Source organism: Pseudomonas sp. TH06 (assembly GCF_016651305.1).
In the GTDB taxonomy this organism is placed as follows: domain Bacteria; phylum Pseudomonadota; class Gammaproteobacteria; order Pseudomonadales; family Pseudomonadaceae; genus Aquipseudomonas.
The window spans coordinates 1051503-1077184 of sequence record NZ_JAEKEC010000001.1 but is presented as its reverse complement, the minus strand read 5'-3'; the positions used below and the strand labels follow the sequence as shown (position 1 = coordinate 1077184).

The window sequence follows — 25682 nt, the reverse complement described above, 5'->3', positions numbered from 1 at the left end:
TGAAACGGGCGTTTGACGCTCGTTTGCGTGGCAGTCGGCCAGCCTTCACGGGTACTTTCGAACCAAAATGGGTTGGAATGTGAGTACGGTGCAGTCTATTGCACCAATATAGTGCGCAAAGCTGAATGGTGTTAGAAGAAACGCAGGAAGGGGTTTTTCGGTTCTGGCGGTTTGTCTTTCAGCGGACATTCCGGACGCACGCCGTAGTCCTCGGTCACGCAAGGTTTGACCTGGCGTTTCTGCGCCAGCGAGATGCGCAGCATGTGGAAGGGCTGGTTGGCGGTGCGTTCGACTATTCGGCCTTGTGCGTCAAGAATCTCGATTGAAAGGCTGTGGCTGCCACGGTCGATATTGCTCAGAGGGAAGACCGGACTGAGCCCAGGCTCGCCAGTGGCCTGGCCGTCGAGCAACAGACGATAGCGATGTCCCGCTTGCAAGCCAGGCTCGCTGGTGACGCTGACAATCAACTCGCCGGCGCTGCTGCGAATGGTCGCGTCCGGCTCGGGCACCAGAACGCGCAGCATGTCGTAATGGAACAGTGGTTGTTCCGGGGATTTCTTTGCGGTGGTAATCGGCCGGGCAGCGGTTGGATTGGCTGGCATGCGATTGCTGGTCGCCAGCGGCACCCGTTTGGCGTTGCCGCGCGGCTGGTCGGTGTAGACGCGGTTGCCTTGGGCATCGACATAGGTGAAGACCTCTGCCGTGGCGTGCAGCGTCGTCATCGCCAACGCGGCCATCAACACGGCACGGATCATGGCTTGTGCACCCGCTGCACAGTAAAGACCGCCGACGGACTCTGCTGGATGATCGCCTCGCCGTCGATGACCTGCACGGCGAGACGATGCTCGCCACGGTCGACATTAACCAATTGCAGGATCGGCACGTTGCTCGGCTGGCCGTAGGGTTCATCGTCCAGCACCAGTCTTAACTGATGCGGCGCTTGCAGGCGCGGCTTGATCAGCACGTTGACCGTGAAGGTGCCGTTGTTGGCGCGCAGGGCCTCTTCGGTGGGCAGGCCGGTCAGCTCCAGCACCTCATAGGTATTGCGCGCAGGCGCACGGCTGGCCGCGTCCGACGACGGCGCACTCTGTGCCTGAGGCTGGACGCTATTGAGCGGCGGCAACGCCACCGGCTGCGCCTTCACGCCGTCCGGCGCATGATCGCTGTAGACCGTGTTGCCGCTGGCGTCGGTGTATTTGTAGATCTGCGCGCTGGCGGGCAGGGCGATCAGCAGCAGGATGTAGAGAAAGGTGCGACCCATGAAATCGACCGGAAACGAAAACGATGGGTTGCAGCATAGGCCAGTCGCGGCGGTTGGCCCAACTCGCTACATATCCAGAGATGTATTCAAGCACTGCAATTCCCACAGTGGATTTACGTCAAGTCATAAATTGCGGGCAATAAAAAAGGCCTCCCGAAGGAGGCCTCTTTTTGTCACGCCGCGTGCCGCAGCGCTACCGGATCAGCAGCTGTAGTACAGCTCATATTCCAGTGGGTGTACGAAGGTGCGGACCTTGATTTCTTCTTCGGATTTCAGCGCGATGTAAGCGTCGATGAAGTCGTCGGAGAACACGCCGCCCTTGGTCAGGAACGCACGGCCCTTGTCCAGCTCTTCCAGGGCTTCTTTCAGGCTGCCGCAAACTTGTGGGATCTCTTTCGCCTCTTCAGGCGGCAGGTCGTACAGGTTTTTGTCAGCGGCATCGCCTGGGTGGATCTTGTTCTGGATACCGTCCAGGCCGGCCATCAGCAGAGCTGCGAAAGCCAGGTACGGGTTGGCAGCCGGATCCGGGAAACGTGCTTCGATACGACGGCCGCGTGGGCTGTTGACGTAAGGAATACGGATCGAGGCGGAACGGTTGCGAGCCGAGTAGGCCAGCATTACCGGAGCTTCGAAGCCTGGCACCAGACGCTTGTAGGAGTTGGTGGCCGGGTTGGTGAAGCCGTTCAGGGCCTTACCGTGCTTGATGATGCCGCCGATGAAGTACAGAGCGGTTTCGGACAGGCCGGCATAACCTTCGCCAGCGAAGGTGTTCTTGCCATCTTTGGCGATGGACATGTGTACGTGCATACCCGAACCGTTGTCACCGTACAGTGGCTTCGGCATGAAGGTAGCGGTGCGGCCGTAGGCATCGGCAACGTTGTGGACAACGTATTTCAGAGTCTGAACTTCGTCAGCTTTCTTCACCAGGGTGTTGAACTTGACACCGATTTCGTTCTGACCGGCAGTCGCCACTTCGTGGTGGTGAACTTCAACGGTCTGGCCCATTTCTTCCAGTGCGTTGCACATGGCAGTACGGATTTCGTGGTCGTGGTCGAACGGCGGAACCGGGAAGTAGCCACCTTTGACGCCTGGACGGTGGCCTTTGTTGCCGCCTTCGATGTCCTGGTCGGACATCCACGAACCTTGTTCGGAGTAGATCTTGAACATCGAGCCGGAGATGTCCGACTTGAACTTCACTTCGTCGAAGATGAAGAATTCTGGCTCTGGGCCGGCGAAGACGGTGTCACCGATACCGGTGGTCTTCAGGTATTCCTCGGCGCGGTGGGCGATGGCGCGTGGGTCACGATCGTAACCTTGCATGGTCGACGGTTCGATGATGTCGCAGACCAGGATCAGGGTCGCGTCTTCGGTGAACGGGTCGAGGACGGCAGTTTCGTCGTCCGGCAGCAGGATCATGTCGGAGGCTTCGATGCCTTTCCAGCCAGCGATGGAGGAACCGTCGAACATCTTGCCGACTTCGAAGAAGTCGTCTTCCAGCGCATCGCGAGCCGGCATGGTCACGTGGTGCTGAGTGCCTTTGGTGTCCGTGAAGCGCAGATCAATCCACTTGACGTCATGATCTTTGATGAGTTGAACCGACTTCGACATAGTGTCCTCCGGGTGAATTAGGGCTGGTAGTGGATGCCCTTAATAGTGGTGATGCCGGCGCGAATACTCTGCCAAGGCAACCTGCCTCACAAGGGAGCAAATTGCATGCCAGTGCCCCAGCATGGGTTTTTTGCCCCAAATTCACGCTTATTAAGGTGCAAGGCGTCTTAAAGCTGAAATTATCGCCCTTTAATGTAGCGTCATAATCGATAAATGACCTGTTTTGGTGCATGCAAAACCTTCTGCACATTAACTGGTTAAACCTTGAGCAATTTCCGCTATAATCCGCGCCCCCCTTTTTCGGCTGGCCCTGCGCGCGCTGTTTTCATGAAACTAATCGTAAAAGTCTTCCCCGAGATCACCATCAAGAGTCGACCTGTCCGGACGAAATTTATCCGCCAGTTGGCCAAAAACATCCGCGCCGTGCTCCGCGATCTGGACCCGGCCGTGGTGGTGAACGGTGTGTGGGACAACCTCGAGCTGGAAACCCGCGTTACCGACCCCAAAGCCTTGAAAGAGATGGGTGAGCGCCTGACTTGCATGCCAGGCATCGCGCACTTTTTGCAGATCGACGAGTACCCGCTGGGTGACTTCGACGACATCACCGAAAAGTGCAAGCAGCACTACGGCGCTGCGCTGGCCGGGAAGATTTTCTCGGTGCGCTGCAAGCGTGCAGGCAAGCATGCGTTCAGCTCGATGGACGTCGAAAAATACGTCGGCAGCAAGTTGCGTCGTGAGTGCGGCGCTGCCGGAATCGACTTGAAACAGCCGGAAATCGAAGTCCGCATCGAAGTTCGCGACAAACGGTTGTTTGTGATCCACAGCCAGCACAACGGCATCGGCGGTTACCCGCTCGGCGCCCTGGAGCAGACCCTGGTATTGATGTCCGGCGGCTTTGACTCGACCGTTGCGGCCTACCAGATCATGCGCCGCGGCCTGATGGCGCACTTCTGCTTCTTCAATCTGGGCGGTCGTGCCCACGAATTGGGCGTGATGGAAGTCGCGCATTTCATCTGGAAGAAGTACGGAAGCTCGCAACGCGTGCTATTTGTCAGTGTTCCGTTCGAAGAAGTACTGGGCGAAATTCTCGGCAAAGTCGATAACAGTCATATGGGCGTCGTATTGAAGCGTATGATGTTGCGCGCGTCTTCGGCCATTGCCGACCGACTGCACATCGATGCGCTGGTCACTGGCGAGGCGATCTCCCAGGTGTCGAGCCAGACGCTGCCGAACCTGTCGGTGATCGACTGCGTGACCGACAAGCTGGTCCTGCGCCCACTGATCGTCGCGCACAAACAGGACATCATCGACACGGCCAACGAGATCGGCACCGCCGATTTCGCCCGGCACATGCCGGAATACTGCGGCGTCATCTCGGTCAATCCGAAGACTGCCGCCAAGCGTGGCCGCGTCGAACACGAAGAACAGGAATTCGACATGGCGGTGCTCGAGCGTGCGCTCGCCAACGCCAAACTGGTTGCAATCGATCGCGTCATCGACGAATTGGGCCAGGATTTGCAGATTGAAGAAGTCGGCGAAGCGCTGGCCGGTCAGATCGTCATCGACATCCGTCACCCGGATGCCGCTGAAGACGAACCGCTGGAGCTTGCCGGCATAGAGGTACAGACGATGCCGTTCTATGCAGTGAACGCACGTTTCAAGGAACTGGACCCTACTCGCCAGTACCTGCTGTATTGCGACAAAGGCGTGATGAGTCGCCTGCATGCTCACCATTTGCTCAGTGAGGGGCATGCCAATGTGCGCGTTTATCGACCGAGCTAAGTGCCCGGGGCTGTTTGCCTGTGGCCTGCGTCACCGGCCCCCCGACACCGCCGTCAAGCTGTAACGGCCATGCCGGACACTACTGCTAATCGCTGCCAAGACTTGTCAGCAAACCGAATCCTCTGATCGAGATACACAAGTGATCGAAAATCTACGTAACATCGCCATCATTGCCCACGTTGACCATGGTAAAACCACCCTGGTAGACAAACTCCTGCGTCAATCCGGCACTCTGGAGCGCAACGAGCTCAACGACGAGCGCGTGATGGACTCCAACGACCAGGAAAAAGAGCGCGGTATTACCATTCTGGCGAAAAACACCGCCATCAACTGGAACGGCTACCACATCAACATCGTGGACACCCCGGGCCACGCCGACTTCGGCGGCGAAGTTGAACGCGTAATGTCGATGGTTGACTCCGTTCTGCTGCTGGTTGACGCTCAAGACGGCCCTATGCCGCAAACCCGTTTCGTGACCAAGAAGGCTTTCGAAGCCGGCCTGCGTCCAATCGTGGTAATCAACAAGGTTGACCGTCCAGGCGCGCGTCCGGACTGGGTTCTGGACCAGATCTTCGACCTGTTCGACAACCTCGGTGCTACCGAAGAACAACTGGACTTCCAGGTTGTTTACGCCTCGGCCCTGAACGGCATTGCCGGTCTGGATCACACCGCCATGGCTGAAGACATGACCCCGCTGTACCAAGCGGTAGTCGACCACGTTCCGCCTCCGGCCGTTGACCGTGACGGTGCGTTCCAGATGCAGATCTCCGCTCTGGACTACAACAGCTTCTTGGGTGTTATCGGTGTTGGCCGTATCGCTCGTGGTCGCGTCAAGCCGAACACTCCGGTTGTGGCTATCGGTGCCGACGGCAAACGCCGCAACGGCCGTATCCTGAAACTGATGGGTCACCACGGTCTGCACCGCGTTGACGTTGAAGAAGCTGCAGCAGGCGATATCGTTTGCATCAGCGGTATGGACTCGCTGTTCATCTCCGACACTCTGTGCCACCCGGACACTGTCGAGGCGATGAAGCCTCTGACCGTTGACGAGCCAACCGTTTCCATGACCTTCCAGGTAAACGACTCGCCATTCTGCGGTAAAGAAGGCAAGTTCGTGACCTCCCGTAACATCAAGGATCGCCTGGACAAAGAGCTGCTGTACAACGTTGCTCTGAAAGTTGAAGAAGGCGACACCGCTGACAAGTTCAAGGTTTCCGGCCGTGGTGAACTGCACCTCTCGGTACTGATCGAAACCATGCGTCGCGAAGGCTTCGAGCTGGCCCTGGGCCGTCCGGAAGTGATCATTCGTGAAGTTGACGGCGTCAAGCAAGAACCGTTCGAAAACGTGACCATCGACATCCCTGAAGAAGCGCAGGGCAAGGTCATGGAAGAGATGGGTCTGCGTAAGGGCGACCTGAGCAACATGGTGCCGGATGGCAAGGGCCGTGTTCGTCTGGAATACAACATCCCTGCTCGTGGTCTGATTGGTTTCCGTAACCAGTTCCTGACCCTGACCAACGGTGCTGGCATCCTGACCTCGATCTTCGATCGTTATGACACCGTGAAGTCGGGCCACATGTCCGGCCGTCAGAACGGCGTTCTGGTTTCGGTTGAAACCGGCAAGGCTCTGACCTACTCGCTGGAAACCCTGCAGGCTCGTGGCAAGCTGTTCGTAGAACACGGTCAAGAGATCTACAACGGTCAAATCGTTGGTCAGAACAGCCGCGACAACGACCTGGGTGTGAACCCAACCAAAGGCAAGAAGCTCGACAACATGCGTGCTTCGGGTAAAGACGAAACCATCGCTCTGGTTCCACCAGTGAAGTTCACTCTGGAACAAGCTCTGGAATACATCCAGGAAGACGAGCTGTGCGAAGTTACTCCTAAGTCCATCCGTCTTCGCAAGAAGATCCTGGACGAAAGCGAGCGTACCCGCGCTGCCAAGAAAGCCAAGGCGTAAGATTTAGCCAGGCTTAAAAAACGCCCCCGGTCGCGAGACCGGGGGCGTTTTTGTTTGTCTGGGATTTAACTGAGGTCTTTACGGTGTTTGTGCTGGCCTCTTCGCGAGCAGGCTCGCTCCCACAGGGGAATGCATTTCAATGTGGGAGCGAGCCTGCTCGCGAAGGCGGCCGATCAGCCGCCGAAAACTTCAGAGGAGATCAAAACTTCTCGATCGCCCGGAAATTCTGCTCGCGCACCACTTCCTTCGGCTTGTACGCGCAATACCCTGGCCGCGGGCCGATCTTCGGGTGATTGCGGCAAGTGTCCGGGCGCTTGTCATAAATGGTGCACAGGCGGCTCTTACGATCCAGGTAGTAGCAGTCGTTGTTGCTCATGCGCTGGAGAGTGAAGATCCCCGACTTCTGATTGAAGCGCTCGACCAGACCTTCCTTTTGCAGGCGCTTGGCGATGTTCTTCGGCGGATCGCCCAGTTCGAACTCGTCGACCACACCGATGCGCACCAGGTCCTTGATCTTCACCTCGACCGGCAGCGTGCAGCAGCTGGAGATGCAGGAACCGCACATAGGGGCCGAATATTTGGCCCACGTATCGAGACGGTCAATCTCGGCGGCGGCAATCAGGTTGGGCTTCATCATCGGGAGTTACCAGGCGTGTGTGCATCAGGGCGCGCGATCATACCGGGACTGGTGGATTTTTGAACAACCTTTCGCCAGATTTTTTCTCGATGCAGGCACATTGCCGGACAATTCGGCACGGCCCCTGCATTCATTAGCCCATACGCCAGGGTAATGCCGGGCCATCTCACCGTCTCAGGAAAAACTGCCGAACCAGAGCCGCTACCGTCGGTCAGACCGTCTAGGCTCAGACAATTCCCCGCTCGCTCGAGGTCCTATTGATGACTCAAGAACCACTAGTTCGCGAAGCAGAGGTGGCCGCATTCCGCGACGCCGTCCTGACCAAACTCACCTACGCGGTGGGCAAAGACCCCGATCACGCCTTCGACCATGACTGGTTCGAAGCCATCGCTTTGGCTGCGCGCGATCACATGGTCGAACACTGGATGGACCACACCCGGCAGATTTACCGCAAAGGCCAGAAACGGGTGTATTACCTCTCGCTGGAGTTTCTCATCGGCCGTTTGCTCTATGACAGCCTGAGCAACCTAGGCCTGCTCGACGTCGCCCGTGAAGCGTTGACCGAACTCGGTGTCGATCTGGAACGCATTCGTTTGCTGGAGCCGGATGCGGCGCTCGGCAACGGTGGCCTAGGCCGACTGGCGGCGTGCTTCATGGAAAGCATGTCGACCCTTGGCATCGCCGGCCACGGCTACGGCATTCGTTATGAGCACGGTTTGTTCCGCCAAGCGATCGTCGACGGCTGGCAGCAAGAACAGACCGAGCACTGGCTGGATTTCGGCAACCCATGGGAGTTCGAACGGCCAGAAGTCGTTTACAGCATCGGCTTTGGCGGCAGTGTCGAAACCGTCACCGATGCTGGCGGCAAAACCAAACAAGTCTGGTCGCCCGCAGAAACCGTCCGCGCAATTGCCTATGACACGCCCGTGGTCGGCTGGCGTGGAGCGAGCGTCAACACCTTGCGGTTGTGGCGTGCCCGGGCCATGGAAGATTTGCACCTGGAGCGCTTCAATGCCGGTGACCACTTGGGCGCCGTTGCCGAAGTGGCCCGCGCTGAAAGCATCTCCCGCGTGCTTTACCCGGCGGACAGCACTGAAGCGGGGCAGGAATTGCGTCTGCGCCAGGAATATTTTTTCGTCGCTGCCTCCTTGCAGGATTTGCTGCGCCGTCATCGCAACATGCACACCTCGGTGCTGACCCTCGGCGATCACGCCGCGATCCAGCTCAACGACACTCACCCCTCGATTGCCGTTGCAGAACTGATGCGCCAGCTGGTCGACGTTTACGACGTGGCTTGGGATGCGGCGTGGCAAGTGACCGTCGATACCCTGTCGTACACAAACCACACGCTGTTGCCGGAAGCACTGGAGACCTGGCCGGTCGGCCTGATGGAACGCATGCTGCCGCGGCACATGCAGATCATCTACCTGATCAACGCCCAGCACATCGATTCGCTGCGGGCCAAGGGCATTCACGATTTCGACGTGTTGCGCGCGGTCTCGCTGATCGAAGAAGACAACGGCCGTCGCGTGCGCATGGGCAACCTCGCATTCCTCGGTTCGCACAGCGTCAACGGCGTGTCCGGTCTGCACACGCAACTGATGCGCAAGACCGTGTTTGCCGAACTGCACAAGCTCTACCCGGAGCGCATCAATAACAAAACCAACGGCATTACCTTCCGCCGCTGGTTGTTCCAGGCCAACTCTGAACTGACCTCAATGCTGGTCGATTCTCTGGGCCCGGATGTGCTGGATAACCCCGAAGAACGCTTGCTCGATCTGGAACCGTTCGCCGAGAAAACCGCCTTCCGCAAAGCCTTTGCCGAGCAGCGCTTGCATAGCAAAAAAGCCCTGGCCTATCTGATTCACGAACGTCTGGGGATCGCGGTCAATCCGGCGGCGATGTTCGATGTGCAGGTCAAACGGATCCACGAATACAAACGTCAGTTGCTTAACCTGCTGCACACCGTGGCGCTGTATCAGGCCATTCGTGCTGAGCCTGAAGTCGACTGGGTGCCGCGAGTGAAAATCTTCGCCGGTAAAGCGGCCGCGAGTTATCACCAGGCCAAACTGATCATCAAACTGACCAACGACATCGCGCGGGTGGTGAACAACGACCCGACGGTGCGTGGTTTGCTGAAGGTAGTGTTCCTGCCCAATTACAACGTCAGTCTGGCGGAGAGCATCATCCCGGCGGCGGATTTGTCCGAGCAGATTTCCACTGCCGGGTTCGAAGCGTCGGGTACCAGTAACATGAAGTTCGGTCTCAACGGCGCGCTGACCATCGGCACGCTGGACGGTGCCAACGTGGAAATGTGCGAGCGCATCGGTGCCGAGCACATGTTCATCTTCGGCCTCAGTGCCCAGCAGGTTGAAGCACGTAAACAGAACCACGAATTCAGCGCCGCACCGGACATTGCCGCCTCCCATCGTCTGAACGATGTGCTGCAAGCGATTCGCAGCGGGGTGTTCTCGCCGGACGACACGTCGCGCTATACCGGGCTGATCGATTCGCTGGTGGACTACGACCGCTTTCTTGTCTGCGCCGACTTCGATTCCTACTGGGAAGCGCAGAAGCGTGTTGAAGAGCACTGGCACGACAGCAACAACTGGTGGCGTTCGGCGGTGCTCAACACTGCGCGAATGGGCTGGTTCTCGTCTGACCGGACGATTCGCGAGTACGCCACCGACATCTGGAAAGCGCTGGAGTAACTTTCCGCAACAATTGTGCGCAAGGCCCAACGTTTGTTGGGCCGGATCGATATACTGAGCGCCGGTTACCGGCAGCCTCAGTCACCGCATATCACTGAAAGGATTGAACCCTGTGGCGAGGGGATTTATCCCCGATGGACAGCGCAGCTGTCCCAAGATTCTTGGGGCCGCTTCGCACCCCATCGGGGATGAATCCCCTCGCCACAAAGGCTCACTCCTACAGGGGTTTGTGCCTAGACTGATGCAATCGCCGGACTCGCCCCGCCTTGGGGCTGCTTAGGGATATCGACCATGCAATGGATGTTCATGTTGATCGGGCTGGTGCTTGGCTGGCTGCTCGATGAGTCGTTCAGCTCGGCGCTGTTGGGCGCGTTGCTGGGTTTGGCGATCGGGCAGACACTGCGTATTGCTCGGTTGGGCTCGCAGGCTGCTGAACAGCAGCGTCAATTTGAACAGGCGAAAGTCGCCTTGCAGGCCGTCGAGCAGCGTCTGTTTTTGCTGGAAGGCGCGCCGCTCCGTGCCGCACCACCACCGAGCGCGACAGCGGCCGCCGAGCCTGTCGTCGAACCCGTCAAAGTTGCCGAAGAGGCCCCGGCATCAGCCCCTGAACTGGTCTGGGAACTGCCACCCGAACTCGAACCAATATCCGCCGTCGCCCGGCAAACCGGCCAACCGCTGCCGGACGATGTCTGGCGCCTGGACGCGGTTACGTCTGAGCCTGAACCCCGACAACCTGCCGAACCCCGTGGCCCGAACCTCATCGAGCGCGGTATCAGCGCCGCCCGCAACTGGCTGTTCGGCGGCAACACCGTGCTGCGTGTCGGCGTGGTGCTGCTGTTCTTCGGTCTGGCGTTCCTGTTGCGCTATGCCACTGAAGGCATGGTTGTGCCGATCGAGTTGCGCTACGCCGGGGTCGCGGCGGCGGCGCTGGGCCTGCTGGCGCTGGGCTGGTGGCTAAGACATCGCAACAGCAATTACGCGTTGATGCTGCAAGGCACCGGGATCGCGGTGCTGTACCTGACGGTGTTTGCGGCGATGCGTTTGCACCCGTTGCTTGATCCTTCGGCGGCACTTGGCTTGCTGGTCGTGGTGACGGTGTTCTCGGCGATTCTGGCGATCACGCAAGACTCACTGGCGCTGGCGGCGGTAGCCGCACTGGGCGGTTTCGCTGCGCCGATCCTGACGTCCACTGGTGCTGGCAACCACGTCGCACTGTTCAGTTATTTCGCGTTGCTCAACGCTGGCATCCTCGCCATCGCCTGGTTCAAGGCCTGGCGTCTGCTCAACCTGATCGGCTTCGTCGGCACCTTCGGCATCGGTTTCGCCTGGGGCCTGCGTTCGTACATGCCGGAGTTGTTGTGGAGCACCGAGCCGTTCCTGATTCTGTTCTTCCTGATGTACCTCGCCATCGGCCTGCTGTTCGCCCGGCGCAAGTTGCTCGACATGCCCGACGCCCCGGCAGACGGCGACCGTGAGGCGCTGCTGCACTGGTCGACGCGCAAGGGCGATTACGTCGACGGGACGATGCTGTTCGGACCGCCGATTGTGGGCTTCGGACTGCAATTCGCGCTGGTTCAGCATCTGGAATTCGCCGCCGCGTTCAGTGCGCTGGCGCTGGGCATGATCTATATGGCGCTGGCCAAGGTGTTGATGGGCGGCCGCGCTGTGTTGCTGGGCGAAACCTGTCTGGCGCTTGGGGTGATTTTCGCCAGCCTGGCGATTCCGCTGGGGCTCGATGCGCGCTGGACGTCGGCGGCGTGGGCGGTGGAAGGTGCAGGGATTTTCTGGCTTGGTTTGCGTCAGCATCGACCGTTCGCCCGGGCCTTTGCCTTGCTGTTGCAACTCGGCTCGGCGCTGGCGTTCCTCAGTCAGTTGCACGTCGGCGAAAGCAGTTTGCTCGACGCTGCGCCGCTGGGCGCGTTGATGCTCGGCCTGGCGTTGCTGTTCAGCTTCTACCGATTGCGCCAAGCCTCGCCGGAGCAAACGTCACCGTGGGAGCGCCAAGGCCTGCCGGTGTTGGCGTGTCTGGGGCTGACTTTCCTTTATCTGTTGGCGCCGCTGTTCTTCTTCGTTCAGGGCACGGCGATCAGTTGGGCGCTGGCAGGTTTAGCGACGTTGTTTTTCGGGCTGCGCCTGCACTCACGCACGTTCCTGTTCACCGCGTTTGCCGTGCAACTGCTCGGCGGCGCGTTGTTCCTGTTGCGTCTGCAAGGCGCGGGTGAGGATTCGGCGGCGGTGTTCAGCGCTGGCTGGAGCGGCTTGCTCAGTGCGTCGCTGATTGGTCTGGCGCTGATCGCCGGCATGTTGCTGGCGGCCCGCGACGAAATGGTGCGCGGCGATGTGCGTCTGCTGCGCGGCTTGTCGGTGGTGCTGTTGGCCGGTCTGGTGCTGATCAATCTGGCGGTGCTGTTCGTGTTGCCGTGGCAGACCGCGAGCGCGGTGTGGGGCGCCAGTGGTCTGTTGATCATCTGGCTGAGTCTGTACCTCAAGCAGCGTGTGAGTTTTGTTTTCGGTCTGCTGTTGCAGTTGATCGGTGGCGCGGCGTTTCTGCTGGCGGGTCCCGAGTTGCTCGGGCCGCTGTCCAGCGAAGGGCTGAAGCCGTTTGCCCATGGCGGCTTCTGGACGCCGCTGGTGCTGGGGCTGGCCGCAATGATCGGCGCGTGGCGTCTGCAACTGGGTAATCACGCTTCGGCGTTTGATGTGCTGAGCTTGCAGCGCTTGTCCGAAGTCTTGCTGGTATGGGGCGCCGGCTGGTGGACGCTGGCGTGGGTCAGCGAAGTGCTGCGGTTTGCGCCATTGAATCTACAGGGCACGCTTTTGTTGTTGGTCGCGGCACTGAGTGTCGCACTCTGGACGTTGTTGTCTCAGCGTCTGAAATGGCCGGCGCTGGGCCTGCTCTGCACCGTGCTGATTCCGGCAGCGGGATTGATGTTATTGGCAGCGTGGCATTCGCGTTATCACCCGGCGGCAGATTTCGGCTGGTTGGCGTGGGCGCTGGTATTCGCCGTGCACTTCTTCAGCCTGCGACGGTTGGAATCGATGCTGCCGGCCCGTGCTCTGAGCACTGCGCATGTGCTCGGCTGCTGGTTGCTCATCGGCGTGCTGGCGCTGGAATTGCGCTACGGCTTGCTGCTGTTGTCCGAGCAATACAACGCCTGGCGCTGGCTGGGCTGGGCGATTCTGCCGAGCCTGTATCTGCTGATGGCAGCCGCGCCGCGTAACTGGCCGTGGCCGGTGGCAGCATTTTCTCGCGAATACCGTTTGTACGCGGCAGCACCGCTGGCGGTGCTGATGCTTGGCTGGTTCTGGCTGGCCAACGGCGTCAGCGATGGCAACGCCGAACCGCTGCCGTACGTGCCGCTGCTCAACCCGCTGGAACTGGGTCTGTTGTTCGCCTTGTTTGGTGTTTATGTCTGGTCGCGCAGTGCCGTGTCGCAACTGTCGATCCGCCAAGACTACGCCGATTACGCCACGCAACTGGTCGCCGGAGTTTCGCTGTTCGCCTTTTGCACGGCACTGGTCACCCGCGCTGCGCATCATTGGGCGGGCATTCCGTTCGAGCTGGATCAACTGCTGGAATCGATGCTGGTGCAGGCCGGGTTGTCCATCGTCTGGACGCTGATGGCGTTGGGGCTGATGATCGGCGGGCATCTGCGTCACCGTCGTGAGGTGTGGCTGATCGGCGCGGCGCTGATTGCGCTGGTGGTGGCCAAACTGATTTTTGTCGAACTGAGCAACCGTGGCGGTCTCGCCCGGATCGTCTCGTTTATCGGCGTCGGCGTGTTGCTGCTGGTGGTCGGCTATTTTGCTCCGCTGCCGCCTAAACGCGTCGAAGCCGAGCCGGCGGCGGACAAGCCTGTCCCGGAAACCGAAGGAGTTTCATCTTGAGTTGCATGCGAAATCTGGGGTGGTTGGCGTTGGGTGTGGTGATGGCCGTCGGCGCCCAGGAAAAACCGGCGGACTTTGCCACGCAAGTGCCGCTGACGGTGAGCGGCAATGGTCCGTGGTATCGCCTCGAACTACCACTGAGCGCGCAATTGCAGGCGCGCCAGACCGATCTCAGCGATCTGCGCGTGTTCAACGCCGCCGGTGAAGCGCAGGCCTATGCCCTGGCCCGCGAATCGGCGCAGAGCCGCGACGACGGCCAGTTGCATGACGTCAAATGGTTCCCGCTGTACAACGCCGCCGACGCCACTGAGCGCGCGCCGAACGTACGTGTGCAATCCACCACTACTGGCACGTTGGTTGAAGTGCAACCGTCCAGTCAGCTGGAGGCCGGTGAAGAAGTGCTGCGTGGCTGGCTGCTCGATGCCAGCGCGATCAAGGCGCCGCTGCAACAGTTGATCCTCGACTGGACCAGCGAGCGCGATGGCTTCCAGCGTTTCAGCATCGAGGCCAGCGACGACTTGCAGCACTGGCAGCCGTGGGGCGCAGGGCAGGTGGCGCGGCTGACCTTTTCCGATGAGCGTATCGAACAGCACGAAGTGACGTTGCCGGGGCAGTCCGCACGCTATTTGCGCTTGCTGTGGGAATCGCCGAATTCGGCACCGACCCTGACCTCGGCGCAACTGAAAAGCAGCGACCCGCGCAACGTGCCGCTGCCGTTGGTCTGGTCGCAAGAACTGGCCGGCAGCAGCACCAAGGCTGGTGAATACACCTGGCAAATGCCGATGGGGCTGAACATCGAGCGGGTGCAGGTTGAGTTGAAACAACCGAACAGTCTCGCGCCAGTGACGTTGGCGGGGCGGCGCGAGAGCAGCCTGCCGTGGCAGACATTGAGCAGCGGTTTGCTGTATCGCCTGACTCAGAATGGTCAGGACGTGGTGCAGAATGAATTACAGCTTTACGGGCAAACCGTACAGCAACTGAAACTGACGGTCGATGAACGTGGCGGCGGTTTGGGGGAGCAGGCGCCCAGTCTGAAATACGCGGTGCGGGCGACCCAGGTGATCTTTCTCGCACGCGGGGACGGGCCGTACAGCCTGGCGCTGGGCAATCCGAGTGTGAAAACGGCGAACCTGCCGTTGTCGACGCTGATCCCGGATTTCAAGCCGGAGAAACTGGCGACGCTGGGTAAGGCGACGATTGAAGGTGCACCAGTGGCCACGCAGACTTCGACGGCAACCACGGCGGCAGTGGCTGAGACTAATTGGAAGAAGATCGGCTTGTGGGCGGTGTTGTTGCTGAGCGTGGTGTTTCTTGGGGCGATGGCGTTCAGCTTGTTGCGCAAGCCTCCTGCCAAATCCTGAAAAGGCCGGTGCTGCGCACCCGATCGCGAGCAGGCTCACTCCTACAATTGATTGCATTTCTCCAGATGGAATGCGATCCCTGTAGGAGTGAGCCTGCTCGCGATAGCGGTCTCCCAGCCAACAAAAGTCCGCAAACGGTCGCTTCACTCAACCACCACCCGTCCCGAACCGGTCTACGCTAAATCCGCTACCTGAACTCTCCACCGACAATCACGTCTCATGCAGGCAAATACACCCCAACGCACGTTACCGGGCGTCTTCGCTCGCTACGTTTTCAGACTCCCTGTAAACTGCGCGGGTTTTTAGCCCCCCATTCCACCGGAGCCGTCCATGTCCCGCGTTACCTTGAGTCGCTATTTGATTGAGCAGACCCGCAGCAACAACACTCCTGCCGATCTGCGCTTCCTGATCGAAGTGGTGGCGCGTGCCTGCAAGGAAATCAGCCACGCCGTGTCCAAAGGCGCCCTGGGTGGTGTTCTGGGCAGCATGGGCACTGAAAACGTGCAAGGCGAAGTGCAGAAGAAACTCGACGTGATCTCCAACGAGATTCTGCTCGAAGCCAACGAATGGGGCGGTCACCTGGCCGGCATGGCGTCCGAAGAAATGGACAACGCCTACCAGATCCCGGGCAAATACCCGAAAGGCGCCTATCTGCTGGTATTCGACCCACTGGACGGCTCGTCGAACATCGACATTAACGCTCCGGTCGGCACCATCTTCTCGGTACTGCGTTGCCCGAACGAATACCTGAGCCAGAACGAGCCGCTGAACGAAAAGGCCTTTCTGCAGCCAGGCACTCAGCAAGTTGCTGCCGGTTACGCCATCTATGGCCCACAGACCATGCTGGTGCTGACCCTGGGCGACGGCGTCAAAGGCTTCACCCTGGACCGCGAAATGGGCAGCTTTGTGCTGACCCACGAAGACATCACCATTCCTGAATCCACCCAGGAATTCGCCATCAACATGTCCAACCAGCGTCACTGGGAAGCTCCGGTACAACGTTATGTTGGCGAATTGCTGGCCGGCGAAGAAGGTCCGCTGAAGAAGAACTACAACATGCGTTGGGTCGCGGCGATGGTTGCCGACGTTCACCGCATCCTGACCCGTGGCGGTCTGTTCATGTACCCGCGCGACAGCCGTGAGCCATCCAAGCCAGGCAAACTGCGTCTGATGTACGAAGCCAACCCGATGTCGTTCCTCGTGGAGCAGGCGGGCGGCGCGTCCACCGACGGTCACCAGCGCATCCTCGACATTCAGCCGGAAGGCCTGCACCAGCGTGTAGCGGTGTTCCTCGGCTCGAAAGAAGAAGTCGCACGCGCTACGGCTTACCACAAGGAATAAACCATGAACGCGCCCTGGCAGCCGTTGCTCGATTGGTGGTTCGGACATGCCGAATCACCGGACGACATTTCGGCTGACAAGGGCAAGTTGTGGTTCGGTAAGCGAGACAGCCAAGACCTCGAAGCGCGTGAGCGTTTCGGGGTCTTTGTCGATCAGGCCCTGGCCGGCGAATTGACCGAGTGGACGCAACGTCCCGAAGGTTGGCTGGCGGTGGTGCTGTTGCTTGATCAACTGCCGCGAATGATTTTTCGCGACACCCCCAAAGCCTTCTCCGGCGATCTGCGTGCGCAGAAGCTTGTCGCACAAGGCATTGCCGCGGATTTTGATCGGCAGTTGAAACCGATTCAGCGCGTATTCATTTATCTGGTGTTTGAACACTGCGAAAACCTCGCGGTGCAGAACGAAGCGGTTTCGCGGTTTATCGATCTGGTGGCTGAACAGCCGGAGGCGCAGCGCGCGGTGTTTGCCGACAATCTGGATTATGCCGAGCGGCATCAGAAAGTGATTGCGCGGTTTGGTCGGTTCCCGCATCGCAATGCGGTGTTGGGGCGGGAATCTACGGCTGAGGAGTTGGTGTTTCTCGGTCAGCCTGGATCAAGATTTTAGTTTGCTCAAATTAATGTGCCGGGCTGAGTCCAGTTCATCTAGCTCCAGAAAAATGTCTTCAGCGTTTGTATAGTTTCCGCGATCGATTTCTTCGCTACCCAGCGCAAGAATTGCCAAGAATGTAATTTGATCTGGATGAACACCATTGTGGTTCTTGTTCATCTGGCAAAACTCCTGATGTTTGTATTGAAGGCATTCTGCGTCATGGAGGCCGTCTTCGCGAGCAGGCTCGCTCCCACAGGTTTGTTCGGTGTTTACACAATTTGTGTTCCACCACAAAACACTGTGGGAGCGAGCCTGCTCGCGAAGAGGCCTGTGGCAGCGTCTTAAATGCGGAAGCTGCCGACCAATTGCTTGAGACGCGCCGCCTGCTGCTCCAGATCCGAACAAGCCCGCAACGTCGCCTGCAAGTTCTCCACACCTTCCTGATTCAGTGTGTTGATCTCATTGATGTCGACGTTGATCGACTCGACCACAGCGGTCTGTTCTTCGGTTGCAGTGGCCACCGACTGGTTCATCCCGTCGATTTCGCCAATGCGCTGGGTCACGCTGCCCAGGCGTTCGCCAGCCTGATTGGCGATGCCGACGCTGCTTTCGCTCTCGCGCTGGCTCTCGGTCATGATGCTGACCGCCTGACGCGCACCGACTTGCAGCTCTTCGATCATCTTCTGCACTTGCTGCGCCGAATCCTGGGTGCGGTGCGCGAGGTTGCGGACTTCGTCGGCGACCACGGCGAATCCACGGCCAGCCTCACCGGCGCGCGCGGCTTCGATCGCGGCGTTCAGCGCCAGCAGGTTGGTCTGCTGCGAGATGCTGGTGATCACTTCCAGAATCTGGCCGATGTTCACCGTGTTGCTGTTCAGGGTTTCGATGTTGCCGCACGAATCGCTGATCTTCGCCGACAGCTGTTGCATCGCCTGGATGGTTTTATCCACCACCTGCTGGCCGTCGACCGCCAGGCTGCGCGCATCGCTGGAGTGCTGCGAGGCGAGGGCGGCGTTCTGGGCGATTTCCTGCGCAGCGGCGCCGAGCTGGTTGATCGCCGCAGCGACGCTGTTGGTGCGAGTGGCTTGCTGGTCGGAGTTGTACATCGACGAATTCGATGCTGCGACCACGCGCAGGGCGACTTCGTTGACTTGCCCGGTGGCCGAGGACACTTCACGGATCGAGGTGTGGATACGCTCGACGAAGCGGTTGAACGAAGTGCCCAGCGCGCCGAATTCGTCGTTGCCGTGAATCACCAGACGTTTGGTCAGGTCGCCTTCACCTTCGGCGATGTCGTGCATGGCGCGGCCCATGGTCAGCAGCGGCTGCATCAACACGCGGATCAGCATGCCGAGCAGGGCGATGATGATCACCACGGCAATGACCATGGCGATCAGCGCCGAGGTGCGGAATTCGCTGAGCATCGAGAACGCGGTGTCTTTATCCAGCACCAGCGCCACGTACCAGTCGGCCGACGGCACGCCGTTGACGCGGGTGAAGGAGATCAGTTGGGTCTTGCCGTCGAACTCGACTTCTTTCAGGCCCGGGCTGACTTTCGGCGCGCCGTTGGGGTAGGCCTCGGCGAGAGTCTTGAGCACCAGTTTGCTGTCCGGGTGGATCAGGATTTTACCCTCGGCGCTGACGATGAACGCGTGGCCATGGCCGCCGAAGTTCAGCGAGTTGATGATCGCGCTGACACTGGTCAGGTCGATGTCGGCACCGGCCACACCAATCATCTGGCCCTGGCGCTGTACCGGAGTGGCGACGGTGATCACCAGTTTGCCCGACGAGGCGGCAATGTACGGCTCGGTGACGATGGTCTGCTGCGCGCTGTTGGCCGCTTTGTACCAGCCACGGGCACGTGGATCGTAATCCGGCGCGCGGTTGCCGGCGGGCACGGAGAACATCACGCCGTCAGCCCCGCCGAAGTAGCTCAGCTGGAAATTACCGGTGTAGGCGGGCAGGTCGATGATGCGTTTCAGGCTGGCCGGTGCGTTACCGTCGGCAGCGACTTGCTGGGACAGCGATTGCAGCAATTGAATGCGGCTTTCCAGCCAGGTCTGGATGTTGCTGGTGGTCAGGCTGCCCAGCTCCTGCATCGAGGCTTCGGTGCTGCTGCTCAGGGCTTCGCGTTGTCGATAGTCGTTGAAGAAAATGAAACAGGCGAACGCAACGGCCACCACAAGGGCGGCAGCCAACAAGATCTTGTGGCTGAATTTCATGTTTCTGGTCATCGAATGAACTACCGCGAAGGGGCTGGTCAAGAAAGGGCGGCAATTTGCCACACTCGGGGGCTTTGCGCTGCTCTTATTTCGACCGCGGCGCGCCAAAGATTAGGCGTCTTTTATGAAATGCGACGAAATGCTCAATAGCCCTACAAAGTGTCTGATTTATCGACAAATGCCGGACGAGTGGAAGGATAAATAGCCCTCGGTCGAGGGAACCAGATGAGGGTTTTCTCTTCTAAGCTTCTGGTTGGCACCATGCCATCCCCCCTCGTTCCAGGAGTTACACCATGTCGCTGCGATCCCTCGCCCTGCTGTCGTTTTGCGTGCTGTTGGCCGCATGCAGCAAGGTCAATCAGGAAAACTACTCGAAACTGTCTGCCGGCATGGCCAAGGCCGAAGTGGAAACGTTGCTCGGTAAACCGGCCGATTGTTCCGGTGCGCTCGGCATGTCCAGTTGCACCTGGGGCGACAAGAACAGCTTTATCAGCGTGCAGTACGCCGGTGACAAAGTGCTGATGTTTTCCGGCCAAGGCCTGAAGTAAACCGGGGCTTCGCGCCCACGGAGAAGAAAAATGAAGCGGTTATTGTTAATCCTTTTTGCTGGCCTGGTACTGGCCGGCTGCGCCAGTTCCGGCGTGGATCCGTTGGCGCCGAAGACCGTCAACAGCGTCAATCTCAAACGTTACCAGGGCACCTGGTATGAGCTGGCGCGTCTGCCGATGTACTTCCAGCGCAATTGCGCGCAATCCGAGGCCCGTTACACCCTCAAGCCCGATGGCAACGTTGCGGTGTTCAATCGCTGCATGACCACGGACTGGCAGTGGGAAGAGGTCAAGGGCACGGCTTATCCACAGGTGCCGGGCAAGACCGACAAGTTGTGGGTCGAGTTCGATACCTGGTTCTCGCGGTTGATTCCGGGTGTGGCGAAGGGCGAATACTGGGTGCTGTACGTCAGCGACGACTACAAGACCGCCATTGTCGGTGATCCAAGTCGCAAGTACTTGTGGCTGCTGTCGCGTACACCGACCGTCAACGGTGTGGTGCGTGAAGAGCTGCTGAGCAAGGCGCGGCAACAGGGCTACGACACCACGCGACTGATCTGGCGAGCGTCGGATCGGCAGATGGCCAAGACTTCGAATTAAGAACACTGCAAAACCAATGTAGGAGTGAGCCTGCTCGCGATAGCGATGTGTCAGCCACATATTTATGTCTGATACACCGTTATCGCGAGCAGGCTCACTCCTACATTTGGTTATGTGTCAGCCTAAAAGGTCGCGCAGGACTTGGGTGAATGCGCGAGCGCTGTCCTCTTCCCCGGCATGCCGGCCATCGCGCACCACCCACTGGCCGTTGACCAGCACGTCACGCACTTGGCGATCCCCGCCAGCAAACAACCAGCGATTCAAAATCCCGTCACCACTGGCGGTCGCCAGATACGGATCGTTGCCATCGAGCACAATCCAGTCCGCACGCTTGCCGACTTCCAGCGCACCAATCGGTTGCCCCAGCGCCTGCGCACCGCCATCCAGCGCCGCGTCGTAAAGCGTACGGCCGACCATCGGCTGATCCGCGCCATACAAACGGTTACGCCGCTGATCACGCAGACGCTGACCGTATTCCAGCCAACGCAATTCCTCGACCACGCTGAGTGACACATGACTGTCGGAACCGATGCCCATGCGTCCGCCCTGAGCGAGGAAATCCACGGCCGGGAAAATCCCGTCGCCCAGATTCGCTTCGGTGGTCAGGCACAGCCCGGCAATGGCGCGACTCTTGGCCATCAGCGTGACTTCTTCCGGGTTGGCGTGGGTGGCGTGGACCAGGCACCAGCGCTGATCGACTTCAGTGTTTTCATAGAGCCATTGCAGTGGGCGACGACCACTCCAGCTCAGGCAATCGTCGACTTCCTTCTGTTGTTCGGCAATGTGGATGTGTACCGGGCATTGCTTGTCGCTGGCAGCCAATACTTCGCTGATCTGCTGCGGAGTCACCGCGCGCAACGAGTGGAAGCACAGACCCAGTGATTGCGCCTTTTGCTGCGCCAGTAATGGCTGCAAGCGCGATTGCAGATTCAGATAGTTTTCGGTGCTGTTGATAAAACGGCGCTGGCCGTCGTTGGGTGTCTGGCCGCCGAAACCGGAGTGGCTGTAAAGCACCGGCAGCAGGGTCAGACCGATGCCGCTTTCACTGGCGGCCTGACTGATACGCAACGCCAGTTCTGCCGGATCCGCATACGGCTGGCCGTTGCTGTCGTGGTGCACGTAATGGAATTCGGCGACCGATGTGTAACCGGCCTTGAGCATTTCGATGTATAGCTGACGGGCGATGACGCCAAGTTGCTCCGGACTGATTTTTCCGACGAGCCGATACATCAGATCGCGCCAGGTCCAGAAACTGTCGTTCGGGTTGCCGGCCACTTCAGCCAGCCCGGCCATGGCGCGCTGGAAGGCGTGGGAGTGCAGGTTGGGCATCCCCGGCAGCAACGGACCGCTCAACCGTTCGGCGCCATCTGCGGTGGAATCGGCCTGGATTTGGGTCAGCAGGCCCTCGGCGCTGACCTCAAGACGTACATTGTTGGCCCATCCGTTAGGCAGCAGCGCGCGTTCGGCAAAGAAAGCGGACATGGTTCAGCACCCCATCGTGTGTTATTTGTATATACATATACAGACGTTTGCCTGCCCGGTAAACTCCGGCAAGCTAGCAACCTCTACCGACGAACAAGGATCAACCGTGCCGACTCCGCCTCCAGTTTCCCCGTTGGCCGCGAACATGGGCGACAGTCCGGCGCCCTTGTACGCCCGCGTCAAACAGATGATCACCCAGCAGATCGACAGCGGTAACTGGCCGCCGCACTACCGCGTGCCGTCGGAGAGCGAGCTGGTCAATCAGCTTGGCTTCAGCCGCATGACCATCAACCGTGCATTGCGTGAGATGACCGCCGACGGTCTGTTGGTGCGTATGCAAGGTGTCGGTACGTTCGTCGCCGAGCCGAAGAGCCAGTCCGCCTTGTTCGAAGTGCACAACATTGCCGACGAAATCGCCTCACGCGGTCACCGCCATACTTGTACGGTCATCACCCTCGAAGAAGAGGCCGCCGGTTCCGAGCGCGCCCTGGCGCTGGACATGCGTGAAGGGCAGAAGGTTTTCCACTCGCTGATCGTGCATTACGAAAACGACATTCCGGTGCAAATCGAAGACCGTTTCGTCAATGCGCTGGTCGCCCCGGAATACCTCAAGCAGGACTTCACCCTGCAAACGCCCTATGCCTATCTCAATCAGGTCGCGCCATTGACCGAAGGCGAGCATGTGGTCGAGGCGATTCTTGCCGAGCCGTCCGAGTGCAAGTTGCTGCAGATCGAGAAAGGCGAGCCTTGCCTGTTGATCCGTCGCCGTACCTGGTCGGGTCGTCAGCCAGTAACGGCTGCACGTTTGATTCACCCGGGTTCTCGTCATCGTCTGGAAGGACGCTTTCATAAATGAGCAGTGAAGTGAAAGTTTTACGCGCCGAAGGCTACCCGCGCATGCCGTGGAAAAACGGCGGCGGCAGCACTGAAGAAATCACCCGTGACGCGGGTGCCGGTCTGGATGGTTTCGGCTGGCGGCTGTCGATTGCCGACATCGCCGAGTCAGGCGGCTTCTCCACATTCGCCGGATACCAGCGCGTGATCACGGTGTTGCAAGGCGATGGCATGACCTTGTGTGTCGACGGTGACGATACTCGTCCGTTGTTACCGCTGGACCCATTCGCTTTCAGTGGCGAGAGCCAGGTGTCCTGCACGTTGCTCGGTGGCGCGATTCGCGACTTCAACCTGATTTATGCGCCGCAACGTTACAGCGCGCGGTTGCAGTGGCTGGACGGTGAACAGCGGTTTTTCAGTTCGGCATCGACTGTGTTGGTGTTCAGTGTCAGTGAACTGCTGCAAGTGCAGGTCGGTGACAGCGCTGCGCAACTTGGCCGGCATGATTGCATGCAACTGGACGGTAACACCGGGCTGGTTGAGGTCACCAGCAATGCCGCTTGCTGCGTGATCGAACTCCTCCAAAACTGAACACAACCCCTGTGGTGAGGGGATTTATCCCCGATGGGCTGCGCAGCAGCCCCGCTTCTTCTTAATTGAAAATGGGGCCGCTTCGCGACCCATCGGGGATAAATCCCCTCACCACAAAAGCCACCCCACTCCTGTTCCCCAATGCGCACCAACTTGTTACCGAACGCCCCAGCGTGGCGCAAAAACCCATTCTCGTAACAACCATCAGCCTTTCGCAAAATCCCTCACGAAAAATTTCATTAACGCCAGAACCCTTGTTTCAGGCGCTCTCCAGCCCTGTCCGCGATTTTTCTTGAACGCCCCTCCAACAAGTTGGCCGCTTGATTGCATATGCTTGTATGTACAAGTAAAGACGTATGCGTATAAGTCCGCAGCGTCCACTGATTCGCTTGTCGCGCATTGAAGCGCACAGGCTGCTTGCCCACTGCCAGGGTTGGTTTGAATTGATCGCTGAGGAGTCTTTTTCGTGACTGACAATAAGCCTACTAAATACCGCAACGTCGAGATCCGCGCTGCCCGCGGCAACAAGCTGACCGCCAAGAGCTGGCTGACCGAAGCGCCGCTGCGGATGCTGATGAACAACCTCGACCCGGAAGTCGCCGAGAACCCTAAAGAACTGGTGGTCTACGGTGGCATCGGTCGTGCGGCACGTAACTGGGAATGCTACGACAAGATCGTCGAGAGCCTGACCAACCTGAACGACGACGAGACCCTGCTGGTGCAATCCGGCAAGCCGATCGGCGTGTTCAAGACTCACAGCAATGCCCCGCGCGTACTGATCGCCAACTCCAACCTGGTTCCACACTGGGCGAGCTGGGAACACTTCAACGAACTCGACGCCAAAGGCCTGGCCATGTACGGCCAGATGACTGCGGGCAGCTGGATCTACATCGGCAGCCAGGGCATCGTTCAGGGCACTTACGAAACCTTCGTTGAAGCCGGTCGCCAGCACTACAACGACAACCTCACCGGCAAGTGGGTGTTGACCGCCGGTCTTGGTGGCATGGGTGGCGCACAACCTCTGGCTGCAACCCTGGCCGGTGCTTGCTCGCTGAACATCGAGTGCCAGCAGGTCAGCATCGATTTCCGCCTGAAAAGCCGTTACGTCGACGAGCAAGCCAAAGACCTCGACGACGCCCTGGCGCGCATCGACAAATACACCAAAGAAGGCAAAGCGATCTCCATCGCGCTGCTGGGTAACGCGGCAGAAATCCTGCCGGAACTGGTCAAGCGCGGCGTGCGCCCGGACATGGTCACCGACCAGACCAGCGCCCACGATCCATTGAACGGTTACCTGCCAGCCGGCTGGACCTGGGACGAATACCGTGCCCGCGCCAAGACCGAGCCGGCCGCTGTGATCAAAGCCGCCAAGCAGTCGATGGCCGTGCACGTCAAAGCCATGCTGGAATTCCAGAAGCAGGGCATTCCGACCTTCGACTACGGCAACAACATCCGTCAGATGGCGCAGGAAGAAGGCGTCGAAAACGCGTTCGATTTCCCTGGCTTCGTACCGGCCTACATTCGTCCGCTGTTCTGCCGTGGCATCGGCCCGTTCCGCTGGGCGGCGCTGTCGGGTGATCCGCAAGACATCTACAAAACCGACGCCAAGGTCAAAGAACTGATCCCGGACGACGCGCACCTGCACAACTGGCTGGACATGGCCCGCGAGCGCATCAGCTTCCAGGGTCTGCCGGCGCGTATCTGCTGGGTTGGCCTGGGTCTGCGCGCCAAGCTCGGTCTGGCGTTCAACGAAATGGTCCGTAGCGGCGAACTGTCGGCGCCCATCGTGATCGGTCGCGACCACCTCGACTCCGGCTCGGTCGCCAGCCCGAACCGTGAAACCGAATCGATGCAGGACGGTTCCGACGCAGTGTCCGACTGGCCGCTGCTCAACGCTTTGCTCAACACCGCGAGCGGCGCGACCTGGGTTTCCCTGCACCACGGCGGCGGCGTCGGCATGGGCTTCTCGCAGCACTCGGGCATGGTGATTGTCTGCGACGGTACTGACGAAGCGGCCGAGCGCATTGCGCGCGTGCTGCACAACGACCCGGCCACCGGCGTCATGCGTCATGCCGATGCCGGTTACCAGATCGCCATCGACTGCGCCAAGGAGCAGGGCCTGAACCTGCCGATGATTACCGGTCAATAAACGCAAAACCCTGTAGGAGTGAGCCTGCTCGCGATAAGGCCGGCACATTCAGCAAATGTGCTGACTGACACACCGCAATCGCGAGCAGGCTCACTCCTACAAAAGCCAAAACAAGA

19 protein-coding genes are annotated in these 25682 nt (G+C 59.4%); 12 read left to right on the top strand and 7 right to left on the bottom strand.

Annotation, left to right across the window (positions count from 1 at the left end; genetic code table 11):
- Positions 1 to 131 precede the first annotated feature (131 nt).
- From JFT86_RS04690 to glnA, 3 genes are all read right to left on the bottom strand, one after another.
- The gene (locus tag JFT86_RS04690) at positions 132 to 755 is read right to left on the bottom strand and encodes a DUF4124 domain-containing protein (protein WP_201235933.1); all 624 of its coding nucleotides are present in this window, start codon (positions 753 to 755) and stop codon (positions 132 to 134) included.
- Positions 752 to 1261 carry a DUF4124 domain-containing protein gene (locus tag JFT86_RS04685; RefSeq protein ID WP_201235932.1) on the bottom strand — a complete coding sequence of 170 codons (510 nt, stop codon included), beginning with the start codon at positions 1259 to 1261 and terminating at the stop codon, positions 752 to 754. Before JFT86_RS04685 ends, JFT86_RS04690 begins: the two co-directional genes overlap by 4 nt.
- Before the next feature lie 201 nt (positions 1262 to 1462).
- Positions 1463 to 2869 carry a glutamate--ammonia ligase gene (glnA, locus tag JFT86_RS04680; protein WP_064117048.1) on the bottom strand — a complete coding sequence of 469 codons (1407 nt, stop codon included), beginning with the start codon at positions 2867 to 2869 and terminating at the stop codon, positions 1463 to 1465.
- 327 nt (positions 2870 to 3196) lie between these two features.
- On the opposite strand from glnA, the gene thiI reads away from it, so the two are divergent.
- Positions 3197 to 4651, top strand: a complete 1455-nt coding sequence (thiI, locus tag JFT86_RS04675) for a tRNA uracil 4-sulfurtransferase ThiI (RefSeq protein ID WP_201235931.1) — start codon at positions 3197 to 3199, stop codon at positions 4649 to 4651.
- Positions 4652 to 4790: 139 nt separating this feature from the next.
- Positions 4791 to 6611 (top strand): translational GTPase TypA, encoded by a 1821-nt coding sequence (gene typA, locus JFT86_RS04670; protein WP_201235930.1) that lies wholly within the window; start codon positions 4791 to 4793, stop codon positions 6609 to 6611.
- Positions 6612 to 6810: 199 nt separating this feature from the next.
- Here typA and JFT86_RS04665 read toward each other — a convergent pair whose 3' ends face one another.
- Positions 6811 to 7248, bottom strand: coding sequence for a YkgJ family cysteine cluster protein (locus JFT86_RS04665; protein WP_008080573.1), 438 nt, complete (start codon positions 7246 to 7248; stop codon positions 6811 to 6813).
- Between the two features lie 260 nt (positions 7249 to 7508).
- Here JFT86_RS04665 and JFT86_RS04660 point away from each other — a divergent pair, with 260 nt between their 5' ends.
- The 5 genes from JFT86_RS04660 to JFT86_RS04640 all read left to right on the top strand — a co-directional run bounded on the left by JFT86_RS04660 (position 7509) and on the right by JFT86_RS04640 (position 17155).
- Positions 7509 to 9959, top strand: a complete 2451-nt coding sequence (locus JFT86_RS04660; RefSeq protein ID WP_201235929.1) for a glycogen/starch/alpha-glucan phosphorylase — start codon at positions 7509 to 7511, stop codon at positions 9957 to 9959.
- 291 nt (positions 9960 to 10250) lie between these two features.
- Positions 10251 to 13847 (top strand): DUF2339 domain-containing protein, encoded by a 3597-nt coding sequence (locus JFT86_RS04655; protein ID WP_201235928.1) that lies wholly within the window; start codon positions 10251 to 10253, stop codon positions 13845 to 13847.
- Positions 13844 to 15208 carry a DUF3999 domain-containing protein gene (locus tag JFT86_RS04650; RefSeq protein ID WP_201235927.1) on the top strand — a complete coding sequence of 455 codons (1365 nt, stop codon included), beginning with the start codon at positions 13844 to 13846 and terminating at the stop codon, positions 15206 to 15208. Before JFT86_RS04655 ends, JFT86_RS04650 begins: the two co-directional genes overlap by 4 nt.
- Before the next feature lie 330 nt (positions 15209 to 15538).
- Positions 15539 to 16549: a class 1 fructose-bisphosphatase gene (locus tag JFT86_RS04645; RefSeq protein ID WP_007909265.1), complete on the top strand. Its 1011-nt coding sequence runs from the start codon at positions 15539 to 15541 to the stop codon at positions 16547 to 16549.
- Positions 16550 to 16552: 3 nt separating this feature from the next.
- The gene (locus tag JFT86_RS04640; protein WP_201235926.1) at positions 16553 to 17155 is read left to right on the top strand and encodes a DUF924 family protein; all 603 of its coding nucleotides are present in this window, start codon (positions 16553 to 16555) and stop codon (positions 17153 to 17155) included.
- Here the strand turns inward: JFT86_RS04640 and JFT86_RS04635 are convergent.
- Together JFT86_RS04635 and JFT86_RS04630 are read right to left on the bottom strand one after the other, a co-directional pair.
- Positions 17144 to 17317, bottom strand: a complete 174-nt coding sequence (locus tag JFT86_RS04635; protein WP_201232003.1) for a hypothetical protein — start codon at positions 17315 to 17317, stop codon at positions 17144 to 17146. The two genes, JFT86_RS04640 and JFT86_RS04635, sit on opposite strands and share 12 nt — an antisense overlap.
- Before the next feature lie 164 nt (positions 17318 to 17481).
- Complete coding sequence (locus JFT86_RS04630; RefSeq protein ID WP_201235925.1) at positions 17482 to 19374, bottom strand: methyl-accepting chemotaxis protein; 1893 nt, start codon at positions 19372 to 19374, stop codon at positions 17482 to 17484.
- 281 nt (positions 19375 to 19655) lie between these two features.
- Here JFT86_RS04630 and JFT86_RS04625 point away from each other — a divergent pair, with 281 nt between their 5' ends.
- Both JFT86_RS04625 and JFT86_RS04620 read left to right on the top strand, forming a co-directional pair.
- Complete coding sequence (locus JFT86_RS04625) at positions 19656 to 19910, top strand: hypothetical protein (protein ID WP_201232005.1); 255 nt, start codon at positions 19656 to 19658, stop codon at positions 19908 to 19910.
- 30 nt (positions 19911 to 19940) lie between these two features.
- Positions 19941 to 20510, top strand: a complete 570-nt coding sequence (locus JFT86_RS04620; protein ID WP_166218507.1) for a lipocalin family protein — start codon at positions 19941 to 19943, stop codon at positions 20508 to 20510.
- A gap of 117 nt (positions 20511 to 20627) precedes the next feature.
- Here the strand turns inward: JFT86_RS04620 and JFT86_RS04615 are convergent, their stop codons facing one another.
- Positions 20628 to 21992: a formimidoylglutamate deiminase gene (locus JFT86_RS04615; RefSeq protein WP_201235924.1), complete on the bottom strand. Its 1365-nt coding sequence runs from the start codon at positions 21990 to 21992 to the stop codon at positions 20628 to 20630.
- A gap of 145 nt (positions 21993 to 22137) precedes the next feature.
- Between JFT86_RS04615 and hutC the strand changes: the two genes are divergently transcribed.
- The 3 genes from hutC to hutU all read left to right on the top strand — a co-directional run bounded on the left by hutC (position 22138) and on the right by hutU (position 25566).
- Positions 22138 to 22848, top strand: coding sequence for a histidine utilization repressor (gene hutC, locus JFT86_RS04610; RefSeq protein WP_166218791.1), 711 nt, complete (start codon positions 22138 to 22140; stop codon positions 22846 to 22848).
- Positions 22845 to 23417, top strand: a complete 573-nt coding sequence (locus JFT86_RS04605; protein ID WP_201235923.1) for a HutD family protein — start codon at positions 22845 to 22847, stop codon at positions 23415 to 23417. Before hutC ends, JFT86_RS04605 begins: the two co-directional genes overlap by 4 nt.
- Before the next feature lie 466 nt (positions 23418 to 23883).
- Positions 23884 to 25566, top strand: a complete 1683-nt coding sequence (gene hutU, locus JFT86_RS04600) for a urocanate hydratase (protein WP_201235922.1) — start codon at positions 23884 to 23886, stop codon at positions 25564 to 25566.
- The last annotated feature ends 116 nt before the right edge of the window (positions 25567 to 25682 follow it).

Bases quoted from the DNA above. Each gene is read 5' to 3' on its own strand.
- JFT86_RS04625 (WP_201232005.1), top strand. From the start codon at position 19,656: ATGTCGCTGCGATCCCTCGCCCTGCTGTCGTTTTGCGTGCTGTTGGCC.
- JFT86_RS04615 (WP_201235924.1), bottom strand. From the start codon at position 21,992: ATGTCCGCTTTCTTTGCCGAACGCGCGCTGCTGCCTAACGGATGGGCC.
- JFT86_RS04660 (WP_201235929.1), top strand. From the start codon at position 7,509: ATGACTCAAGAACCACTAGTTCGCGAAGCAGAGGTGGCCGCATTCCGC.
- thiI (WP_201235931.1), top strand. From the start codon at position 3,197: ATGAAACTAATCGTAAAAGTCTTCCCCGAGATCACCATCAAGAGTCGA.
- JFT86_RS04635 (WP_201232003.1), bottom strand. From the start codon at position 17,317: ATGAACAAGAACCACAATGGTGTTCATCCAGATCAAATTACATTCTTG.
- JFT86_RS04685 (WP_201235932.1), bottom strand. From the start codon at position 1,261: ATGGGTCGCACCTTTCTCTACATCCTGCTGCTGATCGCCCTGCCCGCC.
- JFT86_RS04690 (WP_201235933.1), bottom strand. From the start codon at position 755: ATGATCCGTGCCGTGTTGATGGCCGCGTTGGCGATGACGACGCTGCAC.
- JFT86_RS04655 (WP_201235928.1), top strand. From the start codon at position 10,251: ATGCAATGGATGTTCATGTTGATCGGGCTGGTGCTTGGCTGGCTGCTC.
- JFT86_RS04605 (WP_201235923.1), top strand. From the start codon at position 22,845: ATGAGCAGTGAAGTGAAAGTTTTACGCGCCGAAGGCTACCCGCGCATG.
- JFT86_RS04640 (WP_201235926.1), top strand. From the start codon at position 16,553: ATGAACGCGCCCTGGCAGCCGTTGCTCGATTGGTGGTTCGGACATGCC.
- glnA (WP_064117048.1), bottom strand. From the start codon at position 2,869: ATGTCGAAGTCGGTTCAACTCATCAAAGATCATGACGTCAAGTGGATT.
- JFT86_RS04645 (WP_007909265.1), top strand. From the start codon at position 15,539: ATGTCCCGCGTTACCTTGAGTCGCTATTTGATTGAGCAGACCCGCAGC.
- hutC (WP_166218791.1), top strand. From the start codon at position 22,138: ATGGGCGACAGTCCGGCGCCCTTGTACGCCCGCGTCAAACAGATGATC.
- JFT86_RS04665 (WP_008080573.1), bottom strand. From the start codon at position 7,248: ATGATGAAGCCCAACCTGATTGCCGCCGCCGAGATTGACCGTCTCGAT.
- JFT86_RS04630 (WP_201235925.1), bottom strand. From the start codon at position 19,374: ATGACCAGAAACATGAAATTCAGCCACAAGATCTTGTTGGCTGCCGCC.
- JFT86_RS04620 (WP_166218507.1), top strand. From the start codon at position 19,941: ATGAAGCGGTTATTGTTAATCCTTTTTGCTGGCCTGGTACTGGCCGGC.